General features: G+C 46.0%; 11 protein-coding genes and 1 tRNA gene. All 12 read right to left on the bottom strand.

Going from position 1 to position 13,989, the window contains the following annotated elements:
* Positions 1-105: 105 nt before the first annotated feature.
* Positions 106-666 (bottom strand): hypothetical protein, encoded by a 561-nt coding sequence (locus Q338_RS09300; RefSeq protein WP_147293678.1) that lies wholly within the window; start codon positions 664-666, stop codon positions 106-108.
* 309 nt (positions 667-975) lie between these two features.
* Positions 976-5,202: a DNA-directed RNA polymerase subunit beta' gene (rpoC, locus tag Q338_RS09295; RefSeq protein WP_034294594.1), complete on the bottom strand. Its 4,227-nt coding sequence runs from the start codon at positions 5,200-5,202 to the stop codon at positions 976-978.
* A 175-nt stretch (positions 5,203-5,377) separates the two neighbouring features.
* The gene (rpoB, locus tag Q338_RS09290) at positions 5,378-9,562 is read right to left on the bottom strand and encodes a DNA-directed RNA polymerase subunit beta (protein WP_034294592.1); all 4,185 of its coding nucleotides are present in this window, start codon (positions 9,560-9,562) and stop codon (positions 5,378-5,380) included.
* A 354-nt stretch (positions 9,563-9,916) separates the two neighbouring features.
* Entirely contained in the window at positions 9,917-10,285 is a 369-nt protein-coding gene (gene rplL / locus Q338_RS09285) for a 50S ribosomal protein L7/L12 (RefSeq protein ID WP_034294589.1), read from the bottom strand.
* A 76-nt stretch (positions 10,286-10,361) separates the two neighbouring features.
* The gene (gene rplJ / locus Q338_RS09280; RefSeq protein WP_034294586.1) at positions 10,362-10,859 is read right to left on the bottom strand and encodes a 50S ribosomal protein L10; all 498 of its coding nucleotides are present in this window, start codon (positions 10,857-10,859) and stop codon (positions 10,362-10,364) included.
* Positions 10,860-11,130: 271 nt separating this feature from the next.
* Positions 11,131-11,829: a 50S ribosomal protein L1 gene (rplA, locus tag Q338_RS09275; protein ID WP_034294583.1), complete on the bottom strand. Its 699-nt coding sequence runs from the start codon at positions 11,827-11,829 to the stop codon at positions 11,131-11,133.
* A gap of 1 nt (position 11,830) precedes the next feature.
* Positions 11,831-12,262, bottom strand: a complete 432-nt coding sequence (gene rplK, locus Q338_RS09270) for a 50S ribosomal protein L11 (protein ID WP_051968583.1) — start codon at positions 12,260-12,262, stop codon at positions 11,831-11,833.
* Between the two features lie 125 nt (positions 12,263-12,387).
* Entirely contained in the window at positions 12,388-12,876 is a 489-nt protein-coding gene (locus Q338_RS09265) for a hypothetical protein (RefSeq protein ID WP_034294580.1), read from the bottom strand.
* 38 nt (positions 12,877-12,914) lie between these two features.
* Entirely contained in the window at positions 12,915-13,466 is a 552-nt protein-coding gene (nusG, locus tag Q338_RS09260) for a transcription termination/antitermination protein NusG (RefSeq protein ID WP_034294577.1), read from the bottom strand.
* A gap of 10 nt (positions 13,467-13,476) precedes the next feature.
* The gene (gene secE, locus Q338_RS09255; RefSeq protein ID WP_051968582.1) at positions 13,477-13,695 is read right to left on the bottom strand and encodes a preprotein translocase subunit SecE; all 219 of its coding nucleotides are present in this window, start codon (positions 13,693-13,695) and stop codon (positions 13,477-13,479) included.
* An 87-nt stretch (positions 13,696-13,782) separates the two neighbouring features.
* A tRNA-Trp gene (locus tag Q338_RS09250) sits at positions 13,783-13,858 on the bottom strand.
* An 11-nt stretch (positions 13,859-13,869) separates the two neighbouring features.
* The coding region (locus tag Q338_RS14120) for an EF-Tu C-terminal domain-related protein (protein ID WP_455549945.1) at positions 13,870-13,989 on the bottom strand (120 nt) is incomplete at its 5' end.

Raw genomic sequence — 13,989 nt, 5'->3', positions numbered from 1 at the left:
GGCAGCCTGAAATGAAATATTGCACATTAAAACATCATTTTATGTGTATCTGATTGAACTGCGTGGGCAACGAGTTGCCCACCCTACGCTTGCTTGTTGCCATGATTAGTCACTCCTAAATTTTAAACATAGAAAACAATTAATTAATGATAAAACATGGTATATTCCCAAAAGAAAAAGCACGAAACATGCTATATAACGGGCATTTTTTTCTCTGTTAACCATTTTTTCAATAAATAAATCATCAGGTGTTAAATTATAAAAATGATTTTTCATGGGGCTTAACATTTTTCCACCGATAAATATCCCTTTAACTAATTTATCAGAATATGAAATTTGTAAAAATACAATATCTTGCCCTTTTAAATAAGTATTAGCATACTCTCTTTTACATATGCTATAAAATAAAGATGCGCAATCTGCACGATATGGTTTCTGATTAAATTCAAATTCAATTCCCTCAGATGTAGCTCTACCATTATATGGTAAATAATATTGAGTATTATCAGGGATGGTAAGAATTTTTGTTTCATGTTTAAATTGAAAATCCAAAATTATTATGAAAAGTGCACAAAGAAATGGAAATAGTGTAAAAACAGAACTGAATATCCAATAATTTGTTCCTTTTTTAAAAACAAAATTTTTATATAAATTAACAATATTCAAAATTAACCTCCTATTCATTACTACATTCAAATCCCCTTTCAGGCAGCCTGAAATCCAATTTCACATTAAATAACATAATCTTTGCTGTGTAATCTTTCCTAAATTTATCTACCTACCCTATTTTTGTCAAACAATTTTACATTGCGTTCCTTCTAAAAAATACCACGATATTTCAATTGGTTGAATAAACGTAAATCTGCTCTCCAAACAAAAAATAAAAAAAATCGGATTACCCAAAACTTAATTTGGCTAATCCGATTTTTCCCATTTTCAGGCTGCCTATCTCATTCAGGCAGCCTGAAAACTGATTTACTCGCCATCTACAGCTTCATTATCCGCAAAAATTTCTGTGTTTGAAATGGAATTCACACGTTGTTGCGCGGCGGCTGCCCAACTGGCGCGGCGTGAACGATGGTAGCTCAAGCCCGTACCTGCTGGAATCAAACGACCCACAATCACGTTTTCTTTCAAACCACGCAAATCATCGCGTTTGCCCATAATCGCGGCTTCGGTCAAAACGCGTGTCGTTTCTTGGAACGAAGCGGCGGAGATGAAACTGTCGGTGCTCAAAGACGCTTTGGTAATACCCAACAACACATTATCAAAACGCGCTGGCTCTTTGCCTTCTGCCAAAGCGTGTTCGTTGGCAATCATCACTTCGGCGCGTTCAACCTGTTCGCCTGTGATAAAGCCTGTGTCGCCCGCATCGGTAATCACCACACGGCGCAGCATTTGGCGAATAATCACTTCAATGTGTTTATCCGAAATCTTCACGCCTTGCAAGCGGTAAACTTCTTGCACCTCTTGCACAATATAGCGTGTCAATTCTTCAATGCCTTTCAAGCGCAAAATATCGTGTGGGTCCACCGAACCGTCCACAATCGTCTCGCCACGATTCACCACTTGACCGTCATGCACCAAAACTTGTTTTTCTTTAGAAATCAAAGTTTCATACGCAATGCCGTCCAAATCGGTAATTACCAAACGCTGTTTGCCTTTGGTTTCTTTACCAAACGAAACCGTGCCTGTTACTTCAGCCAGCATACCTGCATCTTTTGGCACACGCGCTTCAAACAATTCGGCTACGCGTGGCAAACCACCCGTAATGTCGCGTGTTTTGGAAGACGCTTGTGGTTTACGCGCCAACACTTCGCCTTTGCCAATTTCTTGACCTTCGCGGATTTGAATAATCTCACCGACTGAGAACGCAATCGCCACAGGCGTACTCGTCCCTGGAATATGAATGTATTCACCGTTTTCGTCCAACAATTTCACCGTTGGGCGCAACAATTTGCTGGCAGAGCGGCGTTTACCGTCAATCACCACATATTGCGACATACCCGTGATTTCATCGGTTTGCTTGGTAACGGTTACGCCTTCTTCAAAGTTTTCCAACTCCACTTTACCTGCGTATTCGCTAATCACAGGCGTGGTGTGTGGATCCCAAGTGGCTAATACGGTGCCTGCTTTCAGCTCTTCGCCGTCTTGCACTTTCAAAATCGCACCGTAAGGCACTTTGTGGCGTTCACGTTCACGACTCATTTGGTCAAGGATAATCACTTCAGACGAGCGACCAATCACCACCAATTCGCCTTTGCTATTGGCGATGTAACGCATTTGGCTGTTGAAACGCGCCGTACCATTGGATTTGGCTTCTACTTGGCTGGCTGCAGCCGCACGCGAAGCCGCACCACCAATGTGGAAAGTACGCATCGTCAATTGGGTACCTGGTTCGCCAATGGATTGCGCCGCAATCACGCCGACCGCTTCGCCCGCATTCACCAATTTACCGCGTGCCAAGTCGCGACCATAACATTTCGCGCACAAGCCGTAACGCGTTTGACAGGTAATCGGTGTACGAACTTTCACTTCGTCCACGCCCGAATTATCAATCAAATCAACCAGTTTTTCATCAAACATCGTGCCAGCTTCCACGATGGTAACGCCTGTACTGTGGTCCACCACATCTTCCGCCGCCACGCGCCCCAAAATACGGTCGCGCAATGGTTCAATGATGTCGCCACCTTGTACCACCGCTTTCATCGAGAAACCTTCGCTGGTGCCACAATCGTCTTCAATCACCACCAAATCTTGGGTAACGTCCACCAAACGGCGGGTTAAGTAACCCGAGTTCGCGGTTTTCAACGCCGTATCCGCCAAACCTTTACGCGCACCGTGTGTCGCAATAAAGTATTGCAATACCGTCAAACCTTCACGGAAGTTCGCCGTAATGGGTGTTTCAATAATGGAGCCGTCAGGTTTCGCCATCAAGCCACGCATACCCGACAACTGCTTAATTTGCGTTGCCGAACCACGCGCACCCGAGTCCGCCATCATGTAAATAGAGTTAAACGACTCTTCCATCAAAGTTTTGCCATTTTCATCGGTCAAAATTTCGTTGGTTTCGTGATGACGCACAGGCTGCACCGACAAATTGTCCATCATCGCTTTGGCGATTTTATCGCCAGCCGTACCCCAAATATCAATCACTTTATTGTAGCGTTCGCCTTTGGTTACCAAGCCTTGATGGTATTGGTGTTCAATTTCTTTGATTTCATTATTGGCTTCAGCCAGCAAGGCGGGTTTTTCTTTCGGCACTTCCATATCGTCAATACAAATGGAAATACCGCCTTTTGCCGCCAATGCAAAACCTGTGTACATCAAATGGTCGGCAAAAATCACCGTATCGCGCAAACCACACAGCCTGAAAGACGCATTAATCAATTGCGAAATGGCTTTCTTTTTCAATGCCTTGTTTACATATTCAAACGGCAAACCTTTGGGCATGATTTCAGACAGCAAAGCACGACCTACCGTGGTCTGATAACGATTCATCACAGGTTCAAATTCGCCCGCATCGTTTTTCACCCATTCACGCAAACGCACGGTAATTTTCGTACCCAACTGAACTTGTTTGGTGTGATACGCACGGTGGACTTCTTTTACATCGGCAAACAAAGTGCCTTCGCCTACGGCTTTTTCCTTGGTACGGGTCATGTAATACAAACCCAATACGATGTCTTGCGATGGCACGATAATCGGCTCGCCATTCGCAGGTGCCAACACGTTGTTGGAAGCCAACATCAAAGTACGCGCTTCCATTTGCGCTTCCAAGCTCAACGGAACGTGTACCGCCATTTGGTCGCCGTCAAAGTCCGCGTTAAACGCCGCACACACCAATGGGTGCAACTGAATCGCTTTGCCCTCAATCAAAATCGGCTCAAACGCTTGAATACCCAAACGGTGCAAGGTTGGCGCACGGTTCAGCAAAATCGGGTGTTCGCGAATCACTTCTTCCAAAATGTCCCAAACTTCGGGTACTTCTTGTTCTACCAATTTTTTGGCAGCCTTAACGGTGGTGGCGAGTTCGCGTTTTTCCAATTTGTGGAAAATAAACGGTTTGAACAATTCCAATGCCATTTTTTTCGGCAAACCGCATTGGTGCAAACGCAAGTATGGACCCACCGTAATCACGGAACGACCTGAATAGTCCACACGTTTACCCAACAGGTTTTGACGGAAACGACCGCTCTTACCTTTAATCATATCGGACAAGGATTTGAGGGGGCGTTTGCTTGCGCCAGTCATGGCTTTGCCACGGCGACCGTTGTCCAACAAGCTGTCCACGGCTTCTTGCAACATGCGTTTTTCGTTGCGGACGATGATGTCGGGCGCGCGCAATTCCAACAGGCGGCGCAAACGGTTGTTGCGGTTAATCACACGGCGATACAAATCGTTCAAATCAGACGTGGCAAAACGACCACCATCCAATGGCACCAGTGGGCGCAAATCGGGCGGCAACACGGGCAACACGTCCATAATCATCCATTCCAGTTTCATGCCAGAACGGTGGAACGCTTCCAATACTTTCAAGCGTTTGGCGATTTTTTTGATTTTGGTGTCGCTGCTGGTGGATTGCAATTCTTGGCGCAAATATTCAATTTCTTGTTCCACATTCAGGCTGCGTAATAATTCACGAATGCCTTCTGCACCCATGTGCGCGTCAAATTCTTCGCCAAATTCTTCCAATTTGGTGTAGTAATCTTCTTCGCTCAACAGTTGGCGGCGTTGCAGGCTGGTCAAACCAGGGTCGGTTACGACAAAGGCTTCAAAATACAACACGCGCTCAATGTCGCGCAAAGTCATGTCCAGCACCATGCCCAAGCGTGATGGCAGCGATTTCAAAAACCAAATGTGGGCAACGGGCGCAGCCAATTCAATATGACCCATGCGTTCGCGGCGCACTTTGGTCAGGGTAACTTCCACGCCGCATTTTTCGCAGGTTACACCTTTGAATTTCAAGCGTTTGTATTTGCCACACAAGCACTCGTAGTCTTTAACGGGTCCGAAGATTTTGGCGCAAAACAAGCCATCGCGTTCGGGCTTGAAGGTGCGGTAGTTAATCGTTTCGGGTTTTTTCACTTCGCCATACGACCACGAGCGAATCGTGTCGGGCGAGGCAATGCCGATTTTAATGGCATCAAATTCTTCTGAACCTGCTTGTTGCAGGGGGGCGAATAAATCGGTTAAGTTCATTATTTACTGCTCCTGTTTTTAAGGGCGATTTTTTTGAATTTTTTGGTGGATATTGTTTTCAGGCTGCCTGAAAACTTTGGATTTGCCTGCCACCTACCCCCTCCCCCGCTAGCAGGGGGGAGGGAACAGGTTTCTGGCACATTTTATGTTTTCAGGCTGCCTGAAAGCAGATAACTTAATTCTGCTCCAAATCAATATCCAAGCCCAGCGAACGGATTTCTTTCACAATCACGTTAAACGACTCGGGCATACCCGCGTCAATTTTGTGTTCGCCTTTGACGATGTTTTCGTACATCTTCGTGCGACCTGTTACGTCATCGGATTTCACCGTCAGCATTTCTTGCAAGGTGTATGCCGCGCCATAAGCCTCCAACGCCCACACCTCCATCTCACCGAAACGCTGACCACCAAATTGTGCTTTACCGCCCAATGGCTGTTGCGTTACCAAGCTGTATGGACCTGTTGAACGTGCGTGCATTTTCTCATCAACCAAGTGGTGCAGTTTCAGATAGTGCATCACACCTACCGTTACAGGGCGGTCAAACGCTTCGCCCGAACGTCCATCGTACAAAGTGATTTGGGTTTTGGTTTTATTAAAGCCCAATTTTTGTACTTCGGGGTCTTCGCTGGGGTATGCCAAATCCAGCATGTCATAAATTTCTTGCTCTTTCGCACCGTCAAACACTGGGGAGGCAAAAGTCGCACCGCGTTTCAGGTTTTCAGCCAGCGTGATGATTTCATCGTCATTCAGGCTGTCCAAATCTTCTTGTTTGCCGCTACCGTTGTAGAGTTTTTCCAAGAATGCGCGGATTTCGCCCACTTTGCGCTGTTCAGCCAGCATTTTGTCAATGCGCTGACCAATGCCTTTTGCCGCCCAACCCAAATGCACTTCCAAAATCTGACCGATGTTCATGCGCGAGGGTACGCCCAAGGGGTTCAACACGATGTCCACCGTGCGACCGTCTGCCATATAGGGCATATCTTCCACTGGCAAAATGCGCGACACCACGCCTTTGTTACCGTGGCGACCCGCCATTTTGTCGCCTGCCTGCAAGCGGCGTTTGATGGCGATGAACACTTTCACCATTTTTTGCACACCTGGGGGCAACTCATCGCCTTGGGTCATTTTTTTCTTTTTGACTTCGTAAAGGGCTTCGGCTTCTTCGCGTTTTTGTTGCAAAGACAATTTAATCAATTCAAGCTGTTTGGCAATGTCTTCGTCTGCCATGCGAATGTCAAACCAATCATGACGAGACGGCAAACCGCGCAAATATTCGGTGCTGATGGCGGTGCCTTTTGCCAATTTCATGGGCCCCCCGTTTGCAGGCTGCCCCACAATCATGCGTTCAATGCGGTCAAATGCGTCATTGTCAAAAATGCGGATTTGGTCGTTCAAATCTTGACGATAGCGTTTCAATTCCGCGTCAATGATGGACTGGGCGCGTTTGTCGCGGGTAATGCCTTCGCGTGTGAACACTTGCACGTCAATCACCGTGCCGCTCATGCCTGTGGGCATACGCAAAGACGTGTCTTTCACATCAGACGCTTTTTCGCCAAAAATCGCGCGGAGCAGTTTTTCTTCTGGGGTCAGTTGCGTTTCGCCTTTGGGGGTAACTTTGCCGACCAACACATCGCCTGCTTCCACTTCTGCACCGATGTACACAATGCCCGACTCGTCCAAGCGGTTTTGCATTTTTTCAGACAGGTTGGGAATGTCGCGTGTGATGTCTTCCGCGCCCAATTTGGTATCACGCGCCACCACGTTCAATTCTTCAATGTGAATGGAGGTGTAGCGGTCGTCTGCAGCCACTTTTTCGCTAATCAAAATGGAGTCTTCGTAGTTGTAGCCGTTCCAAGGCATGAAGGCGATGGTCATGTTTTGACCCAAAGCCAATTCGCCCAAATCGGTGGACGCGCCATCGGCAATCAAATCGCCTTTTTGCAACACATCGCCAGCCTTAACCGCAGGGCGTTGGTTGATGTTGGTGGATTGGTTGGAGCGCGTGAATTTCACCAAATTGTAAATGTCCACACCGCCTTGTTCGGCTGTGGCTTCTTCATCGTGTACGCGCACCACAATGCGGTTTGCGTCCACATATTCCACCACACCGCCGCGTCTTGCTACGATGGCGGTTGCGCTGTCCACGGCTACGGCGCGTTCAATGCCTGTGCCGACCATCGGTTTTTCGGCGCGCAAGCATGGCACGGCTTGACGTTGCATGTTGGCACCCATCAAAGCGCGGTTCGCGTCATCGTGTTCCAAGAAGGGAATCAGCGATGCGGCTACCGATACCACTTGACCTGTTGCCACGTCCATGTATTGTACGCGGTCGGGGGTTGCCAAGATGGTTTCGCCTTTTTCGCGGCAAACCACCAATTCATCTTTCAGGCAGCCTGAATCGTCCAATTCCGAGTTGGCTTGGGCAATCACATAGCGACCTTCTTCAATGGCAGACAAATAATCAATTTCATCGGTAACTTTGCCGTCCACCACGCGGCGGTAGGGCGTTTCCAAGAAACCGTAATCGTTGGTACGCGCATACACCGACAATGAGTTAATCAAGCCGATGTTGGGACCTTCGGGCGTTTCAATCGGGCAAACGCGACCGTAGTGGGTGGGGTGTACGTCTCGCACCTCAAAGCCAGCACGTTCGCGGGTCAAACCACCCGGGCCCAAAGCCGAAACGCGGCGTTTGTGCGTGATTTCAGACAAGGGATTGGTTTGGTCCATAAATTGCGATAATTGGCTTGAACCAAAAAATTCCTTAATCGCGGCAGATACGGGTTTCGCGTTAATCAAATCGGTGGGCATCAAGCCTTCGCTTTCCGCTTGGTTCAAACGCTCTTTCACGGCACGTTCCACACGCGCCAAACCGCTACGGAATTGATTTTCCACCAATTCGCCCACAGAACGCACGCGGCGATTGCCCAAGTGGTCAATGTCGTCCACTTCGCCATGACTATTACGCAATTCCACCAAGGTGGCGATGGTCATCACAATGTCTTCATAACTCAAAATAAAGCTGGTTTTATCGGTTTTTTCCGACATTTCTGCCAATAAACGCTCGTACCAAGTGCCAACTTGTTCAGGCAACAATTTTTGCTCGTAAGTACGCGTATTGAATTTCATGCGACCCACGCGAGACAAATCGTAGCTTTCTTCTTGGAAGAACATGCGTTTGAACAAGGCTTCTACCGCTTCTTCAGTTGGCGGTTCACCAGGGCGCATCATGCGGTAAATCGCCACACGCGCCGCCGCTTGGTCGCTGGTTTCATCGGTACGCAAAGTGGCGGAAATATAATTGCCCGCACTGGTTTCATTCACAAATAAAGTTTGAATTTCTTTGATGCCATTGATGTCCAATTGCGCCAACAATTCTTCTGTGATTTCGCCATTGGCTTTTGCCAATACTTCGCCCGTGTCAGGCACAATCACATCAGTCGCCAAAGTTTTGCCCAATAATACATCGGCTTCCACCGTCAGGCGTTTCAAACCAGCAGCCTGAATATCGCGTACATTTTTTGCGTTAATGCGTTTGCCCGTTTCCACCAAGACTTTGCCGTTATTGTCCACGATGTCAAATTTCGCCAATTCGCCACGCAAGCGTTCTGCAATCAAATCGGTTTGCACGCCATCTTTGCCCAAATAATACGTTTCCGTATCAAAGAACATAGACAACATTTGCTCATCAGAATAACCCAAAGCGCGTAACAAAATCGTTACGGGCATTTTGCGGCGGCGGTCAATACGGAAGTACAACAAATCTTTCGGGTCAAACTCAAAATCCAACCACGAGCCACGATAAGGAATAATCCGCGCAGAAAACAATAATTTACCCGAAGCATGGGTTTTGCCACGGTCGTGTTCAAAAAACACGCCCGGTGAGCGGTGCAATTGCGACACAATCACGCGCTCCGTGCCATTAATCACAAACGAACCGCTTGGGGTCATGAGCGGAATTTCGCCCATATACACTTCGTTTTCGCGTACTTCTTTGATGGCTTTATTTTCCAGTCCAGCTTCTTTATCATAAATTTTCAAGCGGATACGCGCACGAAGCGGCGCAGCATAAGTAATACCGCGCAATTGGCATTCAGGAATATCAAACAATGGTTCACCCAACACATAATGCACGAAATCCAATTCCGCAAAACCATTATTGCTCACAATTGGGAAAATAGACGTGAAGGCAGCCTGCAAACCTTCATTGTCCAAACGCTGGTCAAACGCACGACCTTGTTGCAAGAATTTTTCGTACGATTCCAACTGTGTGGTCAGCAAATAAGGCACATCCAATACGGTTTCGCGTTTAGCAAAACTTTTACGGATACGCTTTTTTTCGGTAAATGTATAACTCATTGTAGATACTCCAAAAACGGGCGACAATTAAAACAATAATTTAGAATAAAACTGCGGGGCAAGCCTTAATGGATGCTTTCAGGCTGCCTGAAAAAGAGAGCGGAACATACGTTCCCCAATTTAAGAAAGTGTTCAAGAAAAAGACAAAACTGTCAGAAACAGCCAAATCTTATATAAATTTACAAAATTTTACTCATAAGGGTTAAAAAAATAGTAAATTTTTGTAAATTTACACATTTTCCATACACAAAAGCGCAAACAAGGCTGGTAGTGATTATACTACCAGCCCCAGTGATAACGGACAATTTTTTCAATTGCCCGCCACCCCAGAATTCAGCATAACTGAAAAATGGATTATTTAACTTCCACTTTCGCGCCAGCTTCTTCCAATTGTTTCTTGATGTCGTTGGCTTCAGCTTCAGATACAGCTTCTTTCAACGTTTTAGGTGCGCCGTCTACCAAGTCTTTAGCTTCTTTCAAGCCCAAGCCAGTGATGGTACGAACCACTTTAATCACGCCAACTTTGTTGTCGCCAGCAGATGCCAAGATTACGTCAAATTCAGTTTTCGCTTCAGCAACAGGACCTGCAGCAGGACCAGCAGCCACTGCAACCGCAGCAGCAGAAACGCCGAATTTTTCTTCAAACGCTTTAACCAACTCGTTCAATTCCATAACGGTCAAGTTGCTTACCGCTTCCAAAATGTCTTCTTTAGTAATAGCCATGCTATTGAACTCCTAAAAAATATTGAATAATAAAAAAATTTAATGAATCAAAACAAAATCACAGAAATGGCGCAAATTAAGCCGCTTCGCTTTCTTTTTTCTCTGCCAAAGCTGCCAAACCGCGTGCAAAGCCAGAAACAGGCGCTTGCATAACGAACAGCAATTTGGACAGCAATTCTTCGCGGCTTGGAATAGAAGCCAACTCAGTTACCTGAGCCACATTCAACACTTCGCCGTTGTAAGAACCAGCTTTTAAAACGATTTTGTCATCTTTTTTCGCGAATTGGTGCAGCACTTTTGCGGCGGCTACGGCATCTTCTGATGCAGCGTAAACCAATGGACCAACCATTTGGTCAGCCAAACCAGCAAAAGAAGTTCCTTCAACCGCACGGCGCGCCAATGTGTTTTTCAGAACGCGCAAGTAAACGCCTTCTTTACGCGCATTGGCACGGAGTTCAGTCATGCTGGCAACACTGATACCGCGATATTCAGCAATCACCATAGTTTGCGCGTTGGCAATGCCTGCGCTGATTTCTTCTACGGTTGCTTTCTTGGTTTCAATATTGAGACTCAAGGTCTACCTCCCACTGTTTAAATTCAGGCTAACCAACATGATTAGCCCACCAGCGCGGCAACCTGATTTTAAAGACACTTTGCAAGCGATATTCAAAACATCAACCCACAAAAACTTTTTTCAGGACTACCGTCTGCGTAGGGTTTGAATGATTAAAACTTGCGTTCCCTACGGTCTTGGACATCTACTTAATATTTTAAGTAGCCCCATTTTCAGGCTGCCTGAAAACACATTTTGCCATTTTCAGGCTGCCTGAAAGATTTTTTAAAGATTATTTAGCAGAAACGCTAGATACATCTACGCGCACACCCAAGCCCATGGTGCTGGATACGGCGATTTTTTTCAAGTATTGACCTTTGGCAGCAGCAGGTTTGGCTTTTACCAAAGCGTCCAACAAAGCGTCAAAGTTTTCTTTCAAATCGGCTTCGGCAAAAGATGCGCGACCGATGGTGGCGTGAATGATACCTGCTTTGTCGGTGCGGTATTGCACTTGACCAGCTTTCGCGTTTTTCACTGCTTCGGCAACATTAGGCGTTACGGTACCCACTTTGGGGTTTGGCATCAAGCCGCGAGGACCCAAAATCGTACCCAATTGACCCACGATGCGCATTGCGTCAGGAGAAGCAATCACAACGTCAAAGTCCATATTGCCTTTTTTGATTTCTTCTGCCAAATCTTCAAAGCCCACGATGTCTGCGCCTGCTGCTTTTGCGGCTTCGGCGTTGGCACCTTGTGTGAACACGGCTACGCGTGTGGTTTTACCTGTGCCTTTTGGCAACACAACGGAACCGCGAATCACTTGGTCAGATTTACGAGGGTCAACGCCCAAGTTGAAAGACACATCTACTGATTCATCAAATTTGGCGGTTGCGGCTTTTTTTACCAAAGCAATGGCTTCATCAATTGCATACAATTTGTTGGCTTCAACAGAAGCGCGCAATGCTTTCAAACGTTTAGAAATTTTTGCCATGTTACACACCCTCCGTATTCAAGCCCATAGAACGTGCTGAACCAGCAATGGTGCGTACCGCAGCGTCCAAATCAGCAGCCGTCAAATCAGGGTTTTTGGTTTTGGCAATTTCTTCCAACTGGGTGCGTGTTACCGTGCCAACTTTGTTGGTCAAAGGATTGGAACTGCCTTTTTGAATGCCTGCTGCTTTTTTCAACAACACAGATGCAGGTGGCGTTTTCAATACAAAAGTGAAAGACTTATCTGCATAAGCGGTAATCACAACGGGCGTTGGCAAACCAGGTTCCAAACCTTGCGTTGCCGCGTTGAACGCTTTACAAAATTCCATGATGTTCAAACCACGCTGACCCAAAGCAGGACCAACTGGTGGCGAAGGATTGGCTTTACCTGCAGGAATTTGCAGTTTGATGTAGCCGATGACTTTTTTTGCCATGTGTATAAACTCCAAAAAATGGGTATGACGCAGAAAATCTGCTCCCCAAAAATTAAGCCAACAATTTTAGCTTGTTTTTTTAATTTTGACAAGGGTTTTGCTTGTTCAGGCTGCCTGAAAAACGTTTAGGGCAATTTTTGAATATCGGGATAAGCGATTTTGACCCATTTTTTATAGCGGTCTTGCCATGTGATATAAGACCATTTGCCATTGTCTTTCACACCAAACATTTTGCCTTCAACCGCTACGCCGTCCATTGTGGTGGTCGTGGGAATGAAAACGTAATCGCGTTTTGTTTTGGATTGGTACACTTTGATTTTTGCCAAATTCGCACGAAACTGAATATCCGTTCCCGACATGCCACTTGCCATGCCCGCCAACAATGCTTTGGTGTCCGCCAAATTCATGCCCAGAGATTTTGCCATTTGTTTCAAAATCGGCTCGGGCATCATGTCCACAAAAACCTGACCATTTTGTTTTTTCATGGCATCGTGCATTTTGGCAATGTCTTGTTGAATGACTTGTTCATCATTTTTATCATACGCCAACACGGGCGCAGACAGCAGCAAACTCATCACACCCAAAAATAATGTATTTTGATTCAATAACTTCATTTTCTTTACCCTTCCAAAATGTTTCAGGCTGCCTGAAATTAAATCAATTTTTCTACTTGATTAAATTCCAATTCAACAGGCGTTTCGCGTCCGAAAATTTGCACGGTAACGCGCAATTTATTGCGTTCGTAGTCCACATACTCCACCGCACCATTGAAATCGGCAAATGGACCTTCATTCACGCGAACCTGTTGCCCAACATCAAATTCTACGCGCGGTTTCGGCTTTTTCAGGCTGCCTGATTCAGAACCTCCCGAAACTTGCGCCATCATCGCGTCCACTTCGCGCTGTGTAATCGGCAATGGGCGGTGCAAAGTACCGCCGATAAAACCATTCACACGTGGCGTACTTTTTACCAAATGCCATGAACTATCGGTCATTTCCATTTCAATCAGCACATAGCCAGGGAAAAATTTGCGCTCCGACACGGTGCGGCGACCATTTTTAATGTCCACCACTTCTTCCACAGGCACCAAAATTTGACCAAAATATTCTTCCATACCTTCGCGTTCAATGCGCTCTTTTAAGGTTTTTTGTACATTTTTTTCAAAACCCGAATAGGCTTGTACCACATACCAGCGTTTCGCCATGATAATCCCCTTATTTCACTAAAATAAAATTAAACAACAGCGAAATCACACTATCCACGCCATAAATAAACACACCAAACACCGTAGCAAAAGCCAAGACAAAACCCGTCATGCGCACAGCGTCGGGGCGTTTGAGCCAAACCACTTTTTTAAATTCAACAGTTGATTCTTTGATGTAGCGGAATAATTTAAAACCACCTTGTTTTTCATGTTCCAATTCTTGGCTCATGATGATTCCTTTCCTTGTTTTCAGGCAAGCTGAAAATATACAGAAAAAAAACTAACCAAGCTAGCTACTTGGTTAGTTTCTTCTATTTGGCAGGCCAAGTAGGTCTCGAACCTACAACCCTCGGTTTTGGAGACCGATACTCTACCAATTGAGCTATTGGCCTAAAACTTAATATTAAGCAATTACATTAGCTACAACACCTGCACCAACGGTACGACCACCTTCGCGAATCGCAAAACGCAAACCGTTTTCCATCGCGATTGGGGCAATCAATTCAACGGTGATTTTCACGTT

The sequence above is a fragment of the Alysiella crassa DSM 2578 genome (genome assembly GCF_000745955.1).
Lineage (GTDB): Bacteria > Pseudomonadota > Gammaproteobacteria > Burkholderiales > Neisseriaceae > Simonsiella > Simonsiella crassa.
Note: the sequence above shows the minus strand (reverse complement) of the source record. Positions and strands in the feature narration are given on the sequence as shown.